Source organism: Chryseobacterium sp. CH21, from assembly GCF_004119445.1.
Taxonomy (GTDB): Bacteria; Bacteroidota; Bacteroidia; order Flavobacteriales; family Weeksellaceae; genus Chryseobacterium.
Window position 1 is genome coordinate 1 of record NZ_QICI01000099.1, and the last position, 20,871, is coordinate 20,871.

At 34.4% G+C, this 20,871-nt stretch carries 19 protein-coding genes and 1 rRNA gene; 12 read left to right on the forward strand and 8 right to left on the reverse strand.

What is annotated here, in order from left to right; translation table 11 throughout:
• The 7 genes from rrf to BOQ62_RS20560 all read left to right on the forward strand — a co-directional run.
• Nucleotides 1-86 (forward strand): 5S ribosomal RNA (gene rrf, locus BOQ62_RS20535); the annotation flags it as partial.
• Nucleotides 87-528: 442 nt separating this feature from the next.
• Nucleotides 529-1,038 (forward strand): hypothetical protein, encoded by a 510-nt coding sequence (locus BOQ62_RS23685; protein WP_228414407.1) that lies wholly within the window; start codon nucleotides 529-531, stop codon nucleotides 1,036-1,038.
• On the forward strand, nucleotides 1,032-1,691 hold the full coding sequence (locus BOQ62_RS23690; RefSeq protein ID WP_228414410.1) for a T9SS type A sorting domain-containing protein: 660 nt from the start codon (nucleotides 1,032-1,034) through the stop codon (nucleotides 1,689-1,691). The genes BOQ62_RS23685 and BOQ62_RS23690 overlap by 7 nt, the downstream gene beginning before the upstream one ends.
• A 126-nt stretch (nucleotides 1,692-1,817) precedes the next feature.
• Nucleotides 1,818-4,469 (forward strand): 4-alpha-glucanotransferase, encoded by a 2,652-nt coding sequence (locus BOQ62_RS20545; RefSeq protein ID WP_129042229.1) that lies wholly within the window; start codon nucleotides 1,818-1,820, stop codon nucleotides 4,467-4,469.
• A gap of 180 nt (nucleotides 4,470-4,649) precedes the next feature.
• Nucleotides 4,650-5,621, forward strand: coding sequence for a hypothetical protein (locus BOQ62_RS20550; RefSeq protein WP_228414412.1), 972 nt, complete (start codon nucleotides 4,650-4,652; stop codon nucleotides 5,619-5,621).
• 200 nt (nucleotides 5,622-5,821) lie between these two features.
• Nucleotides 5,822-6,274 carry a hypothetical protein gene (locus BOQ62_RS20555; protein WP_129042231.1) on the forward strand — a complete coding sequence of 151 codons (453 nt, stop codon included), beginning with the start codon at nucleotides 5,822-5,824 and terminating at the stop codon, nucleotides 6,272-6,274.
• 127 nt (nucleotides 6,275-6,401) lie between these two features.
• Entirely contained in the window at nucleotides 6,402-6,911 is a 510-nt protein-coding gene (locus BOQ62_RS20560; protein ID WP_105704292.1) for a ferritin, read from the forward strand.
• Nucleotides 6,912-7,062: 151 nt separating this feature from the next.
• Here BOQ62_RS20560 and BOQ62_RS20565 read toward each other — a convergent pair whose 3' ends face one another.
• A complete protein-coding gene (locus BOQ62_RS20565) occupies nucleotides 7,063-7,278 on the reverse strand; it encodes a hypothetical protein (RefSeq protein ID WP_129042232.1) in 216 nt (71 codons plus the stop codon).
• A gap of 123 nt (nucleotides 7,279-7,401) precedes the next feature.
• On the reverse strand, nucleotides 7,402-10,542 hold the full coding sequence (locus tag BOQ62_RS20570) for a UvrD-helicase domain-containing protein (protein WP_129042233.1): 3,141 nt from the start codon (nucleotides 10,540-10,542) through the stop codon (nucleotides 7,402-7,404).
• Nucleotides 10,543-10,724: 182 nt separating this feature from the next.
• Here BOQ62_RS20570 and BOQ62_RS20575 point away from each other — a divergent pair, with 182 nt between their 5' ends.
• From BOQ62_RS20575 to BOQ62_RS20590, 4 genes are all read left to right on the forward strand, one after another.
• Nucleotides 10,725-11,471 (forward strand): hypothetical protein, encoded by a 747-nt coding sequence (locus tag BOQ62_RS20575; RefSeq protein WP_129042234.1) that lies wholly within the window; start codon nucleotides 10,725-10,727, stop codon nucleotides 11,469-11,471.
• 167 nt (nucleotides 11,472-11,638) lie between these two features.
• Complete coding sequence (locus BOQ62_RS20580) at nucleotides 11,639-12,289, forward strand: hypothetical protein (RefSeq protein ID WP_228414414.1); 651 nt, start codon at nucleotides 11,639-11,641, stop codon at nucleotides 12,287-12,289.
• A 32-nt stretch (nucleotides 12,290-12,321) separates the two neighbouring features.
• Complete coding sequence (locus BOQ62_RS20585; RefSeq protein ID WP_129042235.1) at nucleotides 12,322-13,113, forward strand: carboxypeptidase-like regulatory domain-containing protein; 792 nt, start codon at nucleotides 12,322-12,324, stop codon at nucleotides 13,111-13,113.
• Nucleotides 13,114-13,223: 110 nt separating this feature from the next.
• Nucleotides 13,224-13,958 (forward strand): SIMPL domain-containing protein, encoded by a 735-nt coding sequence (locus tag BOQ62_RS20590; RefSeq protein WP_129042236.1) that lies wholly within the window; start codon nucleotides 13,224-13,226, stop codon nucleotides 13,956-13,958.
• 54 nt (nucleotides 13,959-14,012) lie between these two features.
• Here BOQ62_RS20590 and BOQ62_RS20595 read toward each other — a convergent pair whose 3' ends face one another.
• The 5 genes from BOQ62_RS20595 to BOQ62_RS20615 form a co-directional block, all read right to left on the reverse strand.
• Nucleotides 14,013-14,525 (reverse strand): GNAT family N-acetyltransferase, encoded by a 513-nt coding sequence (locus tag BOQ62_RS20595; protein ID WP_129042237.1) that lies wholly within the window; start codon nucleotides 14,523-14,525, stop codon nucleotides 14,013-14,015.
• Between the two features lie 3 nt (nucleotides 14,526-14,528).
• Complete coding sequence (locus tag BOQ62_RS20600) at nucleotides 14,529-14,750, reverse strand: PspC family transcriptional regulator (RefSeq protein WP_027373948.1); 222 nt, start codon at nucleotides 14,748-14,750, stop codon at nucleotides 14,529-14,531.
• A 94-nt stretch (nucleotides 14,751-14,844) separates the two neighbouring features.
• Nucleotides 14,845-16,101 carry a DUF2851 family protein gene (locus tag BOQ62_RS20605; protein ID WP_129042238.1) on the reverse strand — a complete coding sequence of 419 codons (1,257 nt, stop codon included), beginning with the start codon at nucleotides 16,099-16,101 and terminating at the stop codon, nucleotides 14,845-14,847.
• Nucleotides 16,102-16,129: 28 nt separating this feature from the next.
• The gene (bshA, locus tag BOQ62_RS20610; RefSeq protein WP_129042239.1) at nucleotides 16,130-17,278 is read right to left on the reverse strand and encodes an N-acetyl-alpha-D-glucosaminyl L-malate synthase BshA; all 1,149 of its coding nucleotides are present in this window, start codon (nucleotides 17,276-17,278) and stop codon (nucleotides 16,130-16,132) included.
• A gap of 25 nt (nucleotides 17,279-17,303) precedes the next feature.
• Complete coding sequence (locus tag BOQ62_RS20615; RefSeq protein WP_129042240.1) at nucleotides 17,304-19,007, reverse strand: glycoside hydrolase family 3 protein; 1,704 nt, start codon at nucleotides 19,005-19,007, stop codon at nucleotides 17,304-17,306.
• A gap of 115 nt (nucleotides 19,008-19,122) precedes the next feature.
• Here BOQ62_RS20615 and BOQ62_RS20620 point away from each other — a divergent pair, with 115 nt between their 5' ends.
• Nucleotides 19,123-19,659 carry a hypothetical protein gene (locus BOQ62_RS20620; RefSeq protein ID WP_129042241.1) on the forward strand — a complete coding sequence of 179 codons (537 nt, stop codon included), beginning with the start codon at nucleotides 19,123-19,125 and terminating at the stop codon, nucleotides 19,657-19,659.
• An 82-nt stretch (nucleotides 19,660-19,741) separates the two neighbouring features.
• On the opposite strand, the gene BOQ62_RS20625 is transcribed toward BOQ62_RS20620, so the two are convergent.
• Entirely contained in the window at nucleotides 19,742-20,695 is a 954-nt protein-coding gene (locus BOQ62_RS20625; RefSeq protein ID WP_129042242.1) for a hypothetical protein, read from the reverse strand.
• Nucleotides 20,696-20,871: the final 176 nt, after the last annotated feature.

The following is a 20,871-nucleotide window of genomic DNA, read 5'->3' on the forward strand; positions in this document are numbered from 1 at the left end:
CTCACCTGTTCCCATTCCGAACACAGAAGTTAAGCCCACCAGCGCCGATGGTACTGCGAAAGCGGGAGAGTAGGCCGCCGCCAGTTTTTATTTTATTTTTAAAAAATCCTTTATCTGATGATAAAGGATTTTTTTGTTTTGTACCCATCCCAAAACAAACACAAACCATCCTCCATCATCTATTCTTATCCTCTACCCCACATCATTGTCACTCCGTAGGAGTCTAAATAAAGTTCTTCCATACTGTTACAATAGTAAAAATATAATTCATCGTAATTAAAATGCTTCGACTCAGCTCAGCATGACACTGCTAATACCAGGAGCTAAAAAACTTAGACATTATTCTGTCATTTTGCATCCTCTAAAGCCTGGATTCCTGCGGAATGACACAATGGAAATAGAAGGTGTATCGAATACCATATCATCAGCGGATAATTTTTATTCAAATACGAGGGATTTTTATTTTTTAATCTGAAAATTGCGTAACTTAGTAAGGTTAAAATGATTACAAATCTAAAGATATATAATATGAAAAAACATTTATTCCCTCTATTTTTGCTGTTATTGGGTGTTAATGCACAAGCACAACAGGATTTCTTTGCTATTACAGGAAAAGATACTCAGAATATTACCTTCAATGATTTCCGAACAATTGATGCTGTTAATGGAACTTCTGGGGAGAAAATTTTTACAGCTGATTCTTCAGCTAAAGTATTTTCACAGGCTAGAAAAGGTGTTATAGCAGAAGATAGAAATTCTTACAATAACTCCCAATCAATAACACTGGCAGCCCTGGCCTATGATTCTTCGAATAATAATCTGGTGTATATGCCTATGTTTTCTTCTAATATTTATGTTTTAAATCCTCAAACTAAAGAGATAACGTTGGTAGAAAATAATGTAGCAAGAATCTCTTCCTGTGATATCAATTCTCATATTACAAGAATGACAACAGGATATAATGGAAATATTTACGCTGTAAATAATGCGGGAACACAATTTTTGGAAATTAACAAAAAAATGGACAGTATGTGGTAAATGATCTTGGAATCATTAAGGATGATTCTTCGAATGGGAGAAATTCCTTTACAGCTATGGAAACGGGCTTTGGTGGTGATATGATTGCTGATACTGATAATAATTTCTATGTTTTTTCGGCTTCAGGAAATGTTTTCAAAGTCTTGACGAAAGATTTGACCGCTAAATTTGTGGGGAAAATAACAGGAATTCCAGATAATTATTCTGTAAATGGATCTGCCGTAAATGCTCAAGGCAAAATAGTTATTGCAAGCGCAAAAGGAGGTGCTTTATATGAAGTAGACTTGACAACTTTACAGGCCAAGCAGCTTCCTGGAGAGCAAGGACTGCATATCTATGATCTGGCAAGTAAATATTTTGTGAATGATAAAGCTACAACTACCAATACTTTGGCTGATCTTGACATTTATCCAACAAAAATAGATGAGCATTACATCAACATTCATGTTAATAAAAATGTAAAAGGGAATATTCAGCTGAATGTTTTTGATATGTCCGGTAAAAATGTAATGACCCAGAATCTCACTGTAAAAGATAACTCATCAGATGAAAGAGTATATCTTAAAGGATTGGTGAGTGGGGCTTATATTGTAAATATTACCAATGAATCAGGAAAAACGATTTTTAATAAGAAGGTTCTTATAACAAAATAATTTAGAATTATAATTCAAAATATAGAGACCTTTTCAAACATTTTTGAAAAGGTCTTTTAATGATTATTTGATATTCAATAAGTTTTATTTTTCAATATTAAAATGTACTTTTATAAAAAAATATAGATGAAACTATACTTTAATGTAGGGTATGTTGTAAAGGCCGGAGAGAAATTACAGCTTGTAATTGGAGAAGAAGGTACTGCGGTACATGTCCATACAATGTTTTACGGTGAGAATGGTTTATGGAAATGTGAAGTAGATAACTTTTCAAAATCTATTTCTTACCAATACAGAGTTGTAGACGAGAAAAAAAATGTATTACGAGAAGAATTTGTTCCACATCACTTTAGTTTTCCACATAATTATAAGGAGTTTGTCATTTTTGACGAATGGAATAACAAGAATTTCCCTGAGAACTATTTAAACAACAAAATCCTTTACAATAAGCTGTACGATTTTGTTCCTGAAAAAGTAATAGTTTTAAAAAAACATACTCACTTATTCAGAATAGAAGCCCCAATTTATAATCCAAACTGGAGGGTTGTACTTTTTGGAAGTACGGCATCCTTGGGAAACTGGAATTATGAAAAAGTAATTCATTTGTATCAAACAGATTTTGGGATGTGGGAAGCTTCTGTTGAAATTCCTGAGAATGAATTTATTCAATTCAAGTACTGTATTTTTGATACCAAAGAAAATAGAGTCATTGATGTAGAAACAGGAGAAAACAGATTTACGGTAGCGAATCAGTTGCCGGATGTTTTACAGATTGTTTCCAATCATTATTTTAGATTTAAGGGGTATCAAATGTATCACGATGCTGGAGTAGCCGTTCCCGTATTCTCTTTGAGAAGTGAAGAAGGATTTGGTGTGGGAGAATTTGCTGATATTAAGAAATTGGCAGACTGGACGAAAGAAACCAACCTTGGTATTATCCAGATTCTTCCAATCAATGATACAACAGCAAATTATACCTGGACAGACTCTTATCCCTATGCTGCAGTATCTGTCTATGCGCTGCATCCACAATATATTTCCTTAGAAAAGCTTGATTTTTATTTACCTAAAGAATTAGTTGATGAGTATCTGATTGAAAAAGAGAACTTAAATGCTCTGGATCTGATTGATTACGAAAAAATGATTGCAGGCAAATGGAAATATCTTAAAGCTGTTTTCAATGCTGAAAAGGATAAAATTTATAAAGATAAAAACTTCAAAAAATTTATCAAGGATAATGAATATTGGCTTATCCCTTATTCAGCATTTTGCGTATTGAGGGATAAATATAAAACACCCAATTTCAACGAGTGGAAAACCCACAAAAAATATATTGCAGGCAAGATCTCACAGTTTTTTACAACAAAAAACAAAGATTATGATACCTCAATGCTTCATGCCTGGGTTCAGTATCAACTGCACATACAGTTGAAAGATGCCGTAGATTACGCTCATAACCTAGGAATATCGTTGAAGGGAGACCTTCCGATTGGTATTTACAGACACTCTGTGGAAGCTTGGACAGAGCCGGAATTATTTGGAATGGATTTCCAGGCCGGAGCACCCCCAGACCAGTTTACAGAATTAGGACAAAACTGGGAATTCCCAACTTACAATTGGGAAGCTATGAAAGCAGATGACTACAGATGGTGGAAAAACAGGTTCAAAGCACTTGAACAGTATTTTGATGCCATGAGAATAGATCATATTCTAGGTTTTTTCAGAATATGGAGAATGCCAATTTCTGCCGTACAAGGAATTTTAGGTTACTTTTATCCAGCTGTTCCAATTGTAGCGGATGAATTTAAAGCATGGCAGATACCATTCAATTTTGACAGGTATTGTAAGCCTTTTATAAACAATCAAATCTTATGGGATTATTTTGGAGAAGATGGCGGAAAAGCTCTTGAGTTCATGAACCGCAATGACAATGGAACCTATACTTTCAAAGAAGAATTTGATACCCAAAGAAAGCTGGTTAATTTCTTTAAGAAAAAATCTTACGGTTCCCTTGAAGAAAAACTGGTTGCCCTGTGTGCCAATGTTTTGTTCTTAACCGAAGAAAGAAACGGCAAAACAGTTTATCATCCAAGATTCAATGTTTATAATACAGAATCTTATAAATACCTTCCGGAATCTGAGCAGAAAAGTATTTATGACCTGTATCACGATTATTTCTTCAGAAGACAGGATCATCTGTGGCATGAAAAAGCTATGGAAAAGCTTCCGGTTATCCTGAATGCTACGAAAATGCTTATCTGTGGAGAAGATCTGGGAATGGTTCCTGCTTGTGTACCGATTGTAATGGATGAATTAGCCATTATAGCGCTGAAAGTACAACGTATGCCTTCTGAGAATATTCCGTTCTATAATCCCAAGAACGCTAACTATATGAATGTAGTGACGGCTTCTTCCCATGACAGCTCTACATTGAGACAATGGTGGAAAGAAGATCCTGCACTTACCCAAAAATATTTCAATCAGCAGTTGATACAGTACGGAAAAGCTCCGGCAGACCTTAATCCTCATCTTGCGGAGATCATTATGAAACAGCATTTATATAACGAGTCTATGCTGGCAATTTTCCCTGTTCAGGAGTTTCTGGCAACTGATGCAAAACTTACCAATAAGAAAATGGATAATGAAAGAATTAACAATCCTGCAGTCTTCCCGCATTATTGGCGTTATAGAATGCACATCAACCTGGAAGACCTGAAAATGCAAAAATCTTTCAACGAAAAAATTGCTTTCTGGGTAAAAGACAGCGGAAGAATGTAAATTTAACACTTGATTATCAGTTGGTTAATAATATTTTTAAAGAAGTTTGATCTTAAGATTTAACTTCTTTTTTTTATTTGTATCAAAAAGATAGAATTAAGATATTCTGCTATATATTAACCAATTAACGACTATAGAGATGAAAAAATATTTTTAGGATTAGCTTTTGGGTTAGGCGTTTTGACGTCGGCTCAGCAGTATCCGAATAATGGTTGGGGTGATGACGGTTATTATCAGAATGGAGGAGGAGACTATTATAGTGATGAAGATGATAGAAACTATTTCCCGGATGATTATTATTACAATTATCCACAGGATTATTATCCAAGTGATTATTATCAAAGTTATTATAACGATTACAGAAATAGTATTATTAATATCGACTGGAACGGATTTTTCGTACAGAATAGATTAAGCAGATGGCAGGTAGACCAGATTATGAGATTAAATAATCTGTACGCAAGTTTTACATCCTGGAATAATTTCTACAGATATAATCCCGATAGATGGTACTATGACAGGTTTTATGCAATGCAAAGAATTTTAGGACCAAGAGTATTTGTCGTTTTCCAGAATAACTATTACAGAGGTTCCAGCCCAATTGTATATTTCCAGAATTATAGAAGAACGTACTATGTACCGAGATACACTGTAATGCCAAGATATAGAAATATCAATATCAATGTTTACAGGGTAGACAGATCAAGATTCCGTAGAATGGATAACCCTACTTTTGATATTGTAAGAAGAGATAATGGAGCGGGCAGTGGATTCAGAAATACAAGAACTACAGAAAGATCGGGCAGCTTCCGTGATAATAATGGAGGTTTCAGAAACAGTAACGGAATGAATAGTGGAAGTACTACCAGCAACGGAGGCTTCAGAAATAGTAATGGAGGAGGATTTCGTGGAAGTTCTGATAATGGTGGAACCAGAGTAAATACAGACAATAACGGAGGTTTCAGAAATAGTAACGGAGGCGGTTTCAGAGGAAACAGCGAAGTAAGAAGAGAAGCTTCAAAAAGAGAAGATAATGGTGGTTTTAGAAATAGTAATGGAGGTGGTTTCAGACAAAGATCTGAAAGTTCTGCTCCAAGACAGGAAAATCGCAGCAATGGAGGAGGTTTTAGAGGCAGTTTAGTAAGGAATTAATTTTCATATATTATATTTAAGTGGTGTGAAGGGTAGGTTTTTATAATCTGCCCTTTTTTTTGTTTTTATTTGATTTGTTTTTGTTAAAATTTAACATTATTTGTGAATGTGTTAATTTAACTTGTGTTTTATTTCATAATCAAAAAGATATAACAACAAGATAACAATCAGAAAATAACAATTAATTAAATTTTAAAAAGATGAAAAAATTAGTTTTAGCAATAGCATTTATCGGAATGGGAAGTTTTGCAATGGCACAACAAACCAATACAACTCAACAGGACAGACAGGCAAGAGCTGTTGAAATGAAGCAGAAAATGCAGCAGAAGCAACAGGAACGTTTAGACCAGATGCAAAAAGATCTTAATCTGAACCAGTCTCAGGTAGCTCAGATAAAAGCTCTTCAGGACAAAAGAAAAGCAGAAATGAAAGCTGAGTTTGAAAAAAATAAAGGAGACAGACAAGCTAAAATGCAGGAAATGCAGGCCAAAAGAGCACAAATGGATGCAGATATGAAAAACATCCTAAATCCTGAACAATATGATAAATGGCAGGCTGACAGAAAAGCAAAAGCAGAGAAAATGAAGATGGCCAAGAAAGATAGAAGAATGATGAAAAAGCCTATGAATACAGGAACTGCTGATGTAAATTAAGCACCTTCAATTTTAGTTTTTTAATGTGTAAAGGATGGATGTTTTTCCATCCTTTTTGTATTAAATTTCTTTAAAACTTTTGATTTCGGTCTTTTATTCCCTATTTTTGACTATAAATTTAATACTTATGGTTAGCGAAAAAATTGCAAAATTAATTAACGAACAAATTGCCCACGAACAATACGCCGCTCAATATTATCTTTCAATGTCTGCATGGTTTTCCGGAAAAGATCTTGATGGAATTGCCAACTACTTCAGAGTACAAAGCAAAGAAGAATTGATGCACGCAGATAAAATGTTTGATTACCTGAACGATGTAGGGGGAGAAATTATCATCGGAGAAATTCCAAAACCTCCACATGAGTTCGAAAATGCAACAGATATTTTTGAAAAAGCATTGGCACATGAGAAAATCGTAACTAAAAGTATTTTCAATATTGTAAAAAATGCTAACGAAGAGGGAGATTTTGCGACAACATCCTTCCTGCAATGGTTTATCAACGAGCAGGTAGAAGAAGAGGCTAGTGCTTCTCAGTATGTAACAAAAATCAAAATGGTATGTGATAATCCATCGGCATTATACCTTTTTGACCAGGAGCTGTCTCAGAGAGTATTTACTCCTAATACAACTGCATAAGATTGAAAATTTTTCAAAATATAAAACCGCTTTCCCATGGAATAGCGGTTTTTATTTTTTAGAAATGGAATATTGTAAGGTATTCTTAAAATATTTAATAGATATGGGATCTAATCCTTATCGTAGCCTAAACTTATGATTTAATAAGGGGTCATTTTTTTCTCTGTATTTTAACGGCTACGATAAAAACAAAAGCACCCAAGACAAAACTCAGTAGTAAAGATTTTATAATGTTTCCAATCGGCATATATCGGTGTTCATCCTCTGTAACAGGGGGATCTAAACCATCAATGATATTATAGGTGATCACTGTAGAGATCAACATGATGATCAGGCTTATTACAAAGGAAATTAAATATATTCTCATGGTTAGTTGTAATCAAAATAAATGATACATCATATTCTGTTTGTACTTAATAAAAATAACAAAACCATTTCTATTTTGAATAATTTTTATATTAACCTTTTTATAATGTTGTTTTTTAGGAGTTTATAGATATATAATCTGAGTTTTGAGAACCTTTTTCCCTAGACGTTCCAAGATATTTTTATACCCTTCTACCTGCGCTTCATCCTTGGTTTTTTGTTCACCGGTTTTGAAATCAACAATCATATATCCTTCATCACCCTTCAAAATACGGTCTGGTCTGAATATATGGCTTTCTCCGTTTTCAGAGATCATAATGTCCTTTTCATTGATTACTTCCCATTTTTCATCAAAGAATTCAGAATAAGTTCTGACGATCTCCTGTAAAGTGAGCTGTATTTCATTTTTTTCCTCCAAAGTGATCTGACCTTCCAAAGCATAGCCTTCCAATACTTTGCTGATATCTTTTTCAGTATTGATTTTCGATAGAAGCTCGTGTACAAAAAGCCCGATTCTTACCTTTTCATTTCGAACCTGATAGTTTTTTGAAGGCGTTGCAATTTTGATCGAAGTATTTTTTTCGTTCACATTCTTCAGATCCTGAATATTTTTGGTTTTAAAGGATGAACTTTTATCTTTCGAATATTTTTTCAGCATTTCAGGATTCACTTCATATACATCAAACTCATCGGCCTTTTCCGGATTTTTGTCTTGAAGGAATTCCAGAAGCTCAAGATTATTAGAAGTCTTATTCGCTTTTTGAAGATAGAAGAATAACTGTTCAACAGGTCTTGTAGTGGCTACATACTGCAGACATAATCTGTCAATCAGATTTTTATAAGAGTTTTTGGTGTTGAAAAACAGAATTTCGTCATCATACGCTTCCAGGTTTTTGCTAAACTGATTGATGTTGACAGATTTTAACGCTTCATTTTCATTTGTATCAAACCAATTGGTAAACTCACTATCCCTATTTTTGTTCATCATAGGAATAAAAACAATGGGGAATTCCAACCCTTTAGACTTATGAATGGTCATGATCTGAATGGCATCAATATTTTCCGAAGCCTGAATGGTATACGAAGAAGCCTCTTCATCCCAATATTTCAAAAATTCTTTCGTGCTGGCACCCGCATTCTGCGTAAAGTTGAAAAGCATTTCCAGAAAGTTCAGCAAAAAGTCTGTTTCTTTGTTTTCAACAGAAAATTCGTTGATATAATACTCAATAAAATTATACAGATTGAATCTCGGGAAATTATCCTGTTTAAGCTGAAGTGAATATTTCTCCTGAATAAACTGAAGGATCTCTTCATGGCCTTCTATCTCCAGAATTTCTTTCATATCTAAAGTGAAATCCGGCATGTGAATTTTTCCCAATGTATTCAAATGGTACATCATCATGATCAGACAATGTTTATTCTTAGGATTGAGTTCCCAACGAAGGAATTCAATAACAGCTTTTAAAGTGTTGGAAAGTTCCAGCGTAAGACCTTTATCAGAAATTGTTTTAACATTGGTTTCCTCACCACGATAATTGACCTTTAAAGCACCCAGTTTTTGGGAATAACTGAAAATATCAAAGTTTCCACGGCAAAGGATGGTGATATCAGAAAACTTAAAACCATTATCCAGACATTCCTGAATATCTTTTCGCATTCTTTCAGATGTGTCCTGGTAAAATTCTTCATTCGTAAGATTTTCAATCAGATTTACCTTTACACGACCATCCATCTTAGATTTTGGATTCTGCTCAGCATCTGCCCCGAAAATATTCTTATGTTCTTCCAGCAGTCCTTCGGAATGAAAACGGTACAATTCATTATTGAACTGTACAATGTTTCTTGCACTTCTCCAGTTATCTTTCAATACAAGAAGATCTGCTTCTTTTGGGGAGAATTCTTTTTTGTTGATAATATCGAGCATCAGTTTACTTTCTCCACCACGGAATCTGTAGATACTCTGCTTGGGATCTCCCACCAATGTAAAAGAAGTATATTCTGTAGAAACACTATGATCCCTCAATGGAACAAAATTCTGCCACTGAAGTTCCGAGGTATCCTGAAACTCATCAAAGAAATAATGCTGAAACTGGGCTCCTACTTTTTCATAAATAAAAGCAGAAGGTTCATTCTTAAGATTTTCATTAATCAGGATATTAAATTTGGAAAGAAGAACAAGATCATTTTCTTCCTCAATTTTTTGTAGTTCATCCTGAATATCTTTATTTACCTTCAGAGGAAGAAGAGCAGACAATACTTTTTCTTTCTTTTGAGTCTCAATGAACAAAATAATAAGTTTCATTCTGTTATCGAGAAGCTGATCCAGAATTTCAAAAATCTCAGATTCTTTATGTTTCGATTTTGAAGAAGCTCCTTTTCTATAATTATTGATAACAGATTCCTCCTGAGTGGTTGGAAAAGGAAATCCGGCTCTTTTCTGTTGATAGAAATCTATCACTTTAGTAAAAAAACCTCCGATTCCATTTTTACCCTGGGCAAAATCTTCAATGTCAATATTTCTGGATTTGAACAATTCAATAGAACCGGCAGCAAGCTCTGCAGACTGTTTTTTATTCTGTACAATCTCTTTACGGAGCGTATTCTTTATATTTTCATAATTGGCATCATCAAAACTTTTGTTACTTTTCAGGTGCTCATAATGAATGTCCTTCACAAATTCTTTGGCGGAATCGTAAAGGTTTTTATTAAGATTAATTCTTTCATTATTTTCAAGACTGTAGTCTACATAATCCATGAAAGAATTGGAAATTGTTTCATTCGCACCAATCTGATCCAGCATTTTATCAACCGCTTCTATCAGAAACGGCTCTGCTTCAATTTCAAGATTGAAATTTTTCGCCAGTCCCAATTCATAGGAAAAGCTTCTTACCAGCCTTGAATTAAAACGGTCAATAGTTCCAATATTCAATGTAGAATAATTATGAAGAACGTAATCTAATAGTTTTTTTGAACGGTGATGAAGCTCATCAAGGGTAATTTTTAAACCCTGTTCTTCAAATGCTCTCTGAATATTTTTCAGATCGGTATTCTCTGCATACTCTTTCGCTGAGAAATTTCCCAGCCATGATAAAATTCTTTCCTTCATCTCGTTTGCAGCCTTATTGGTGAAAGTCAGAGCGAGAATATTCCTGATCGACTGCTGTTGATTAGGATAACGGAGACAGATCATCAGAAGCCTTTGTACCAGGGCGTAAGTTTTCCCGGATCCGGCAGAAGCATTGATGACTGTGTAAGAATTTTGCATTGTTGAAAGAGAATTGAGACTGCAAGTTAGCTAAAATTTAAAAGAATTTTTAACAATTTAATCAACCGATTTAACAGTTTAGAAGGCAAAAATTAAAAAGAAATATTAAAACACGTTAACTGTGGTTAAACTTATGGTATAAATTAAAAATAATTTTAGCTTTGCTTTATAAAAAATAACCTGTGAAGCTTAAACTATTCTTTTTTTTATCCTTTATTCTATGTATCCATACTCATGCCCAAAGTTATATATTCGGAAAGATTATTTCTGAAAATGGAGCTGAAATGCAGGATGTAAATGTCATCAATATACGGACTGATGAAATAGTAGTTTCAAACCGGGACGGTCACTTTATGATCTCCGGAAGACAGGGTGATGAACTAAGGTTTGTAAAAGCAGGATATGAGCGTCTGGCAAGAAAAGTTTCTCTGGAAAATACACAATCTCCAATGAACGTCAGTTTGGTTCGCCAAACCATTCAGATTCCTGAAGTGGAAGTGAAACAGGGGCTTACCGGAAATCTGAAAATAGATTCAAAGCTTTATAATAAGCCTAAAAAAGTGGAAAAGCTGATTAAAGAGATAGATCAATATATTGCTCAGAAATCGGATCCGAGAATATTAGCTGCAAGACCCGGAGAATTTGTACAACCAAAAGGACAGGGATTTTCGATAGGAAAAGTGAAAGACAGATGGGATGATGTTGATTTAATGAAATATATCAGAGCCAGTCTTGGAGATGAGTATTTTACCAATCTTAAGATAGAAAAACCTCTGATAGATCATTTTATTTATTATGTTTTTGCAGGTGGTTTCGAAAGGAAAAAAATTCTGAAATATGGATTCTGCAGTGATGCGGACTTGAATAGGTTTCAGCGTTTTGTCCTGGCTAGAATTTCATCTTATCGCGCTCCACAAACTGAAAGATAGATGGAAATAAAAGATATCAGTAAATGTATTTTTCTTGTGCTTTTTTGTATGGCTTCAGAGGTTTGGGCTCAGCAAAAAATATCAGGTCGAGTGATCACAGCTAGTGAACTGGATTTAGCTCCCACACTTATTGTTAACATTTCAATGGTAAAAGTCTCTTAAGTGATATGTCCGGGAAATTTGAGATCGAAGCAAAAGAAAATGATGAGATCAGATTTGTTAAAGAAGGATATTATCGCATTGATAAAAAGATTACAGGAGATGACTTTAATTCTCCGTTGAATATTATTCTGAAAAGAATGGAGATTCAGATTCCTGAGGTAAAAATAAAATATAAACCTACAGGAAATCTCGCAAGGGATAATCAACATTTGAATGAATCCAGAAAACTTCAGTCATTAAAATCTAATCTGGAGGATTATATGAAAAGTCCGCTTTATCAGCCTTTGCCGAGTAATAATATATCAAAAACTTTTACAGGGCATGATTTTAATGCAGGACAGGTAAATGTACTTGGCGTGTTGAGTGCTGTAGCTGGTTTGGTAAATAAAGCAACTAAACCTAAAATTACCAAAGCTAATTACAATGAAACTCAGGATTTCCTTAAAAGAGTAAGGAGCCAGATCAATCTGGGCTTTCTGAAAAAATACGGAATGGATGAGGAGCAGATAGATACTTTCCTTCTTTATGCGGAAAAAACACGCTCTCTTGCTAAACGATACAGAAAGGATTTTCAGGTGAGTGTTGTAGAATATGAGCTTAAAATTGCATTTGCGGAATATAGTAAAACAAATAAACTGGAAGGAACTAAAGAATAATTTTATAAAAATTGGATTATTTTATAAAAAATATGGAAACACTATGGTGGAGAAAGAAAGTTCTTTTTCTTATGCTGCTGTGCAGTATTTCTATCTTTTCCCAACAGACTGTCACAGGACGAATAGTGGATGAAACCGGCGGGAACTTAAGTAAAGTAATCGTTATCAATATGTCTACGGACAAAAAAGTATACTCAGATGCAGAAGGAATATTTTCTATTAATGCCAATCCTAACGATGAATTGAGATTTGTAAAAGAAGATTTCAACAGGATCTCCAGAAGAGTTCTTACCAATGGCATTAATTCACCGTTGTTTATTACTCTTTATATGATTCCGAAAGATGTGGGTGAAGTAAAAATTGTAAAAAAACTTACAGGAGATCTGGAAACTGATTCCCGTATTGTAGCTAAAGTTGATAAAGGAGAACAGGTAAGAGATGCTGTAGGTCTTCCGCAGCCCGTAGGAAAGATGAGGGAAAAACCTGCGGAAGTGAAAAGTGTTCTTTTGCCTATCCTTTTAGGAAACCTGAATGTTCAGGGAGTGTATGACCTGATAAGCGGTAAAGCGAGAAGACAGAAAAGACAATATAAGTATGATGATCTTCAGGAGCATATTCTCTGGGTTCGGGATAGGATAGATGATGATTATTTTGTGAAAGCTGGGGTTCCCGCAGATAGGATTTCAGAATTTATTCAGTTCTCATTCTTGGCAAAACCCCAGGTACGAACATATGTAAAAGCAAAAAATCTTTCAGGTGTTATGTTGAGGCTGGAAGAGACGGTCCCTCTTTTTATAGAAAGATTGAAGCAGAATCAAAAATAAGTTTCAAAACTTTCAGGTTTTCTATTTTTTTTAATGTTAAAAAATCTTAAAATATTGGAATAAAAATTGATACAATGTTTATTGTAACAACAACTCAATTCACAAATTTTATGAATAAAAACATTTTTGCAGTAGCAATAGCTGCGCTAGGTTTCGTTATCGGACTTGGTTTTTTGGGAAATGCTATTAAAAACAGAAACAAATCTGAAAACACTATTTCCGTGACAGGGCTTGGAACCAAACAATTTACATCAGATCTGATCACCTGGTCCGGAAGTTTTTCCAAAAATAATGCTGATCTGAAATCTGCCTATGATGAGCTGGCAACAGACAGAAAAGTAATCAATGACTATTTGCTTTCAAAAGGAATACAACAGAAGGAGATTGTATTTTCTTCCGTAGATATTCAGAAGCAATTCAGAAGTTATAATGATTCAAACGGGAACTATGTTCAGGGAGAATTCTCAGGTTACAATCTTACCCAAAAAGTGTCCATAGAGAGTAAAGAAGTGGGGAAAATAGAAAACCTGTCCAGAAATATTACTGAAATTATCAATCGCGGAATTGAATTCACTTCTTCTTCACCAGCTTATTTCTACACCAAACTGGCCACTGTAAAGCAGGAAATGATTGCCAGTGCTACAAAAGATGCAAAAGAACGTGCTGAAAAAATTGCTGAAAACTCGGGAAGCAGTCTGGGAAATCTGAAAAAGGCAACAATGGGTGTGATTCAGATTACGGCACCCAATTCCAATGAAGACTATTCTTATGGAGGAACTTTCAATACCTCTTCCAAGGAAAAAGAAGCCAGTATTACCATCAAACTGGAGTATGAGGTAAATTAAATATAAACATCAGTATAAGAAAAACGCCGGAATAGCTTTCCGGCGTTTTATATTTTAAGCATAAATAATTTTATGAATTTCTTTTTTTGCTTCCTCTACATTTTCAGGAGTGTAATTGGCAAGCAGCCATAAATTTAAGGATTTTTTTCCTTCACCATAGCTTGGCTGTACATGAGTGGTATCTATCAGACTAAAATTATTTCTCTGATAAAAAGAATAGCGTCTTGACGCATCTTCGCTCAGCTCTGCCGGCTCAATCTCTAAGATAATATTAGGATAACTTTCTGATAAATGATTCATTATATGAGAACCTAATTTTTTACTTCTGAATGCTTCAAACACTTCAAAATGCTCTACAAAAACAAAAGAACTCAACTCCCAAAGAATGAGATAACCAATAGCTTCAGATTCATGGATTACAGACATGAATTTTACATAAGGATTTGAAAATAAGCCCTCAAACTGTTCTTTATCTCTTTGCTCATCTACAGGAAAAGTAGTGGTGTAAGAAGCATAGATTTCCTGAACTCTATGATCTTCAGCTGAAGTAATCGGTAAAAATTCCATAATTTATAAATCAAAGACACTAGGTCTTCTGGTGATGAAAATATCTTTAATCCAAAGCGTAAATGCCAATCCAAGGTAGATCAGAAAGAAGAAACCGGCTGTAGCAAAAGTGGAGTAGATGAAGAAAATTCTCAATTTTGACACAGGAATCCCCAGCTTGGCGCCCATTCTTGTCAGTACACCAAACCATTCTCTTTCCATTTTATGACGGATATTACTCAACATTTTCAGATTGTTATTTAAAAGTTTAAATCCAATACTGCAAGGTAAGGAATTTTTTTGATAAAGGTCTTCGTATGATGTTCTCTGTAAAGTACAATTACTCTTTTAAAAGTTTAAATCCAATAGCACATCCTAAGCAGTTTTTTGTTTCGCAATTGGTTTTATGATGATAGATAAGACTTTGGCTTTCCAACGCACTAGTGATTTCCAGCCCCAGTTTTTTCCAGCTTGTAATGATGGTGTTTTTCTCCGCAGAAACGGATTGGTACAGTTCAATAATTTCATCAGCAATTTCTTCGTTATGATATCTGTGATAAGTATACTTTAAAGGAAGCACCGTGTTGAGAATAAGAAGATCAATAAAATCTTTACTCAATGCTTTAGGCTGTACTTTGGAAATGCTTCCAAAATTAAAATGCGAATCCCAATATTCAGATGCTTTTATAGAACTGAAGATGTTGTACAATTGATCTGCGTTTTCAGCTTCCATGATTTTTGAAAATAAATTCTGATGTTTGTAAAGGTCTGCCAATTGAGAGAGACGGATGGTTGGAAAATTGGGAGGCCTCAGTCTTAAAAATTTGGGATGAAAAGTAAGGTCTGAAATAGAAAGTTTGGCTTTGGTAAATTCAAACTCTCTCTTCCATATTTTCATGGGCTCATCCTTAGGGGCATCAAGCCAGCCGGACATTCCAAATAGTAAAGCTTCAAGCTGCAGAGGATTCTGGCGGATTTTATTAATGATACTATAGTCTACACTTTCAGCAATTTGTCGGAAAATATGGGCATTGACTTTTAACCCGAATGAATAGGCAAAGCTGTGAAATAAAACTGCCTCAAAATTATTTTTATATCGGATTAAATTCTGCTCCAGCTCTGAAGATTTCTCATCCAGCTTTTTCAGAATATTCTCTTCATGAAAATTGACAGGGATTTTTTCTGTATCAAATAAATTTTCGCAGGCTATAAATTCTTCTTTTTCAGCAAGTTTTTCATATTTCCAGACGATATTTTCATCAATATAATTATGCAATTCCAATGTTGGAACCTGCTTTTCTGTAAGTTCATGAATTTCTATGTCGTGCTGAAATACCACATGAAGAATGATATTCTGATAATTGGGATCCTGGGAATGATGGTGGAAAATCCAGTCTGAAGAGCGTATATGCAGTTCTATATTTCCTGCAAGAAGTAAATTGTTAATTTTTATTTTAGCATCCAGAAAATCAGGTCCGGCATTTTTATTCCATTTTCCAAAATGGATGATCTCAACGGAATTTCCTTCAATATCCTTGAAGTCAAAATGTTTGAAAACCTTATAGTTCCAAAGATATTGAAGTAGTTTTTCCGTCATAAGTCTGACGATAAATATAATAGAAATATTATACTTTCGTCAGCTCCTTATTAAAATTTTCTATGGTTGTTCTATACATTTTCTCATAGATAGGAAGAATATTTTTCAAATCGAATTTTATTGCCTGATCTTTCGCATTTTGTTTCATTTTGGCTAAAAGTTCATCATTGCTCAACAACTTGATGGTATAGTTACTCATAGCTTCTACATTTCCAATTTCAGCAAGGTATCCGGTTTCACCTTGAATGTTCACTTCAGGAATTCCTCCTGCATTGGAACTGATTACCGGAGTATAAGCCGCCATCGCTTCCAAAGCTGCCAGACCAAAACTTTCCTGCTCCGAAGGGAGAAGAAATACATCCGAAAGCTGTAAGATTTTATAGAGATCATTTACCTTTCCTAAAAGACGGATTTTGGAAATGAGTTCAGGGTTTTCTTCCAAAAACTGATTTACTTTTTCCATATCCGGACCTTCGCCAATGATGATCAGTTTGGACTTAACTTTTTTCTCCACATTCTTAAAGATCTGAAGAACCTCGTCTACACGTTTTACCGGACGAAGATTGGATACGTGGATCAGGATCTTTTCATCAGGATTGGCAAACTGTGTTCTCTGACATTCAGAGCAGTCGTCAAATTCAGAATTATCAATAAAATTGGTAATTACCTGAATTTCCTTTTTAATGTGGAAAAACTGAAGGGTATCTTTTTTCAGACTTTCAGAAACAGAAGTAATCGCATCAGACTGATTGATTGAAAATTCTACAGCATGTTTATAACTTGGGTGCTGGCCTACAAGGGTAATATCTGTACCGTGCAGCGTAGTGACCAATGGAATATCATTATTGTCTTCCTTCAGCATTTGTTTTGCTGTAAAAGCTGCATATGCATAAGGAATGGCATAATGTGCGTGAAGAAGATCCAGTTTATAAAGATTGACAACCCTGTAGATCATTGAACTCAGCGCAATATCATAAGGCTGATACTGGAAAAGAGGATAGGTCTGAACATTTACTCTGTGGAAGAAAATATTCGGGTTGGTGATATCTAATCTTGCAGGAAGGGCAGAACTGATGAAATGTACTTCATAGCCTTTATTGGCAAGGGACATTCCTAATTCTGTTGCTACAATTCCGCTTCCTCCGTATGTGGGATAGCAAAGTATGCCTATTTTCATTAGATTATTGTTGTTTTATGTTGTATTATTTGGTGTTGGCTGAGGTTGCTGCATTAAGCTCTATACCCATTCCTGGTTTCAGTTGATCGTTAACCAGAACCGGAAGTTTACCCCATATTTTTGTTTTTCCGTTTAAAGCATCTGCAGCAGCATTCATTGAATCATCATTGTTTTCATAAGAAACAAGAACTGTTGAAACTTTTGAGATATCAACATCCTTTAATGCATAAGCACTTCCGAATACATTCAGAATTACATTTTGATTTTTGGTAAGATCAGAAAGTACTTTTTTTGATTCTGCTGAGATTTTGTAAGGTTTATAAGCGGTTGAGTTATCCTTATGAAAGCCTACAATTACTGTTGATCCGGCTGGAATCGTATTACTTTCTCCCGCCTTCTTAATGATTACATTGTTACCCAACCTGTTGGCAAAAGTCTGATAAGGAGCTTCTTCAAGGGGAACATAATACATCTGTTTTCCAGTAAGAGGCAGTAATTTCTTTTCATCTTTTAATAAAGTCAATGCATTGGAATAAAGATTCTGTACCAAAGTAGTATGAGAATCATTATTAAGATCAGCATTGATATTTTCAGGATTTTTTGGAGTGTATTGAGTCAATCCAAGGAAATATTTTGTCAAAAGAATCTTTTTCACACTTTCTTCTACCCTGGATTGAGAGATTTCTCCTTTATCAATGGCTTTTTGGATCAGTTTTTTACCTTCAGAAACACCTTGGGAGAAAAGCATAATATCATTTCCTGCTTTGAAAGCCATGGCATCCAGTTCACCCGGTTTGTACTTATTAGCTACAGCGCCCATGTTTAAAGCATCGGTAATGATTAAACCTTTATAGCCTAGTTTATTTTTCAGTAATCCTGTAATGATATTTCTAGAAACAGAAGCGGGAATTCCTTTTCCTGATTCCAAACTTGGAACATATAAATGAGCAACCATTACACCACCAATTCCTTTATTCATCAAAGCTTTGAATGGTGCCAGTTCTACTGTATTAAGTCTGTCTATCGAGTGAGAAACTACGGGAAGGTCAAGGTGTGAGTCTGTGCTGGTGTCTCCGTGTCCCGGGAAATGTTTAATAGCAGCTAAAATATTGTTATCCTGAAGACCATTAGAGTAGGATAGGGCAGAGCTGATTACATTATTCACCTCAGAACCAAAGCTTCGGTTTCCAATGATAGGGTTATTAGGATTGGTATTCACATCCACAACAGGAGCGAAATCCCAGTTAATTCCCATTCTGTGGCAGTCGTCAGCGATTTTTGCCGCCATTTGATATACAAGATTTTTATCCTGAATAGCGCCCAATGTCATTGCCCAGGGGAATTTGTGTGCTGTAGCAATTCTCTGGTACAATCCCCATTCTGCATCCATCCCGATCATTAAAGGGATTTTAGACTTTTGCTGAAATTCATTCACCAGATTGACTTCTCTTCCTGCATCATCCTGCATGAGAATCAGACCCCCTATTTTATCCGCTGTAACAATATTTCTTACCTGGCTGATATACTCTTCACCTTTATTGGTATAAAGTGCCACAATAAAAAGCTGTCCTAGTTTTTCATCCTGAGAAAGGCTTTTGTATGTTTTATCTACCCATTGCTGAGCCTTTTTTACATCTTCCTTAGAAGCGTTTTTTGGCTGATACTGGGCTTTCACCTTAGGACTTATCAATGCGGTAATAAAGAGTGAAGTATATAATAATTTCTTCATGACTTTTGAATAAGAACAAAAATACGATTAAAAAAATGAGGAAAACAAAGTTTTTGAGATTTTTGGTATATGATTTGAATACGCATTATAAATAATAACTAAACTTTAATAAGAAATGAAAAAAATACTTCTCTTTTTATTCCTGGGTGCTGTAGGTTTTACTGCTTATAGCTGTGATAATAGTGATGATACTGTAGTAGAACAAGGTAAAGATACTTATTCAACAGCTTATGATATTATCCCGAAATTTAATAAAGAAGATAGTTTTACATACCATTTTGATGATGCTTTTAATAGCGCATTATTGGAATCTGATGTAGTGCTTATTTATTTACAGACAGGTCTAACTACAAATGGTGCTCCAATATGGAAATTACTTCCTTATACAGAATATCCTAACAACGGAGCTGATAAAGTAGAGTACTCATATGACTTCAGTAAGTTTGATATAGGGATTGATGTAAGATCTACCAATGGGGTTAATTTAGATAACAATCCAGGGTATTACACCAACAAAAAATTCAGAGTAGTGATAGTTCCTGCGAAAACAGGTACCTCTAAAAACGCTGCAGCTGCAACGGTTGATTATTCAGACTACAATAGCGTAATTAAGTATTACAATATTGACGAGTCTAAAATTAAGACTAAATAATTTAGAATATCTTTTCAGTTTTTTATAATTAAAAAAGTCCCGGGAGAAAATCTTCCGGGGCTTTTGATTTTTATCAAATCTATCAACATCCTCCTCTAAAACCGCACGGAAGGCTAGGGTCTGGAGTAGTAACTCTAGGTGGCGCTATGTGTGATGGATCAAATGGTTTCTTTATTACTTTTATACCTGTAAGGAACATATAAAAAAAGCTTTCAGGAATGTAAGGGTTAGAGCCAAGTTCTGGTAAATAATAGATAACTAATGCATTTTTTATTTCTTTTGTTGAGAAATTAAAGACAAATGTCTTTTGTACATAATTTGGAGGAATAGTTATTTCTGGTTTTTGCCTTTTGTAATAGTTTGCTGAAATAAATCTGTTATTTAATATGGGCCTTTCTGAACAAGGATCACTTCCAATAATTTCAGGTGTATCTGCTAATTCAACAGCTATAGTAGGAAATGCTTCACTTTGCTCTGGTTTGTGATAATCATCATTCAAGTTATATTGATCATGTTTTTCTGTACGGATGACATCTTCAATAATTGTTTTTAATGTAATCTCATAAGTTGCATCTGCTTCAAAAGGAAATTCTATAGAAAGTGCATTTTCTAATACATTATTGACTAATTGACTTTGTCCTCTATTGAAAATAGTTTTGGGGATATTTTCTGCTTTAAACTTTATACCTTTCCAAAGGAATCCATCTGTTCTTGGCATTCCATATCCTCTAATTCTATATCCAAAAAATGTAAGTGGATTAGGTCCAAATGCAGCCGTTGACGTATAAATATTGTCTATATTATATCCAGTTTCAAATGAACATCCTCCGCCATCTGGTTGGATAAGAGCTTTATTTAAATCTAAATCCATTAAAGTAATTTCACCGCCATTTAAAGCTAACATTTTATTTGATACAGATGGTAATGTTTCCTTTAGGTTTAAACTTTGTTCTTCATCTTGGGTATAAAGCATGTCATTGCTAGTTGCACAGCCAACGAAAAATAATGAAGAAATAACGAATAATGTTTTTTTCATAATAATTTAATTTTCTGTGTAAAGATAAATTAACTTTATAAAAAATGCACTATATTGTGAATTATTGAATAATTAAAATGTTTTTGTTGATTTCAGTAATTAAAAAGCTCCAAAATATATATTTTGTTGCTTTAATTATTATCTTTATAAAATTAGTTATCATTGTCATCCAGTAG

What these genes read in the sequence shown, in the direction of transcription:
- BOQ62_RS23685 (WP_228414407.1), top strand. Translation starts at nt 529, where the DNA reads ATGAAAAAACATTTATTCCCTCTATTTTTGCTGTTATTGGGTGTTAAT.
- BOQ62_RS20580 (WP_228414414.1), top strand. Translation starts at nt 11,639, where the DNA reads ATGTCCGGGAAATTTGAGATCGAAGCAAAAGAAAATGATGAGATCAGA.
- BOQ62_RS20595 (WP_129042237.1), bottom strand. Translation starts at nt 14,525, where the DNA reads ATGGAATTTTTACCGATTACTTCAGCTGAAGATCATAGAGTTCAGGAA.
- BOQ62_RS20585 (WP_129042235.1), top strand. Translation starts at nt 12,322, where the DNA reads ATGGAAACACTATGGTGGAGAAAGAAAGTTCTTTTTCTTATGCTGCTG.
- BOQ62_RS20625 (WP_129042242.1), bottom strand. Translation starts at nt 20,695, where the DNA reads ATGAAAAAAACATTATTCGTTATTTCTTCATTATTTTTCGTTGGCTGT.
- BOQ62_RS20605 (WP_129042238.1), bottom strand. Translation starts at nt 16,101, where the DNA reads ATGACGGAAAAACTACTTCAATATCTTTGGAACTATAAGGTTTTCAAA.
- BOQ62_RS20590 (WP_129042236.1), top strand. Translation starts at nt 13,224, where the DNA reads ATGAATAAAAACATTTTTGCAGTAGCAATAGCTGCGCTAGGTTTCGTT.
- BOQ62_RS20620 (WP_129042241.1), top strand. Translation starts at nt 19,123, where the DNA reads ATGAAAAAAATACTTCTCTTTTTATTCCTGGGTGCTGTAGGTTTTACT.
- BOQ62_RS20565 (WP_129042232.1), bottom strand. Translation starts at nt 7,278, where the DNA reads ATGAGAATATATTTAATTTCCTTTGTAATAAGCCTGATCATCATGTTG.
- BOQ62_RS20560 (WP_105704292.1), top strand. Translation starts at nt 6,402, where the DNA reads ATGGTTAGCGAAAAAATTGCAAAATTAATTAACGAACAAATTGCCCAC.
- BOQ62_RS20555 (WP_129042231.1), top strand. Translation starts at nt 5,822, where the DNA reads ATGAAAAAATTAGTTTTAGCAATAGCATTTATCGGAATGGGAAGTTTT.
- BOQ62_RS20545 (WP_129042229.1), top strand. Translation starts at nt 1,818, where the DNA reads ATGAAACTATACTTTAATGTAGGGTATGTTGTAAAGGCCGGAGAGAAA.
- BOQ62_RS20615 (WP_129042240.1), bottom strand. Translation starts at nt 19,007, where the DNA reads ATGAAGAAATTATTATATACTTCACTCTTTATTACCGCATTGATAAGT.
- bshA (WP_129042239.1), bottom strand. Translation starts at nt 17,278, where the DNA reads ATGAAAATAGGCATACTTTGCTATCCCACATACGGAGGAAGCGGAATT.
- BOQ62_RS20600 (WP_027373948.1), bottom strand. Translation starts at nt 14,750, where the DNA reads ATGTTGAGTAATATCCGTCATAAAATGGAAAGAGAATGGTTTGGTGTA.
- BOQ62_RS20570 (WP_129042233.1), bottom strand. Translation starts at nt 10,542, where the DNA reads ATGCAAAATTCTTACACAGTCATCAATGCTTCTGCCGGATCCGGGAAA.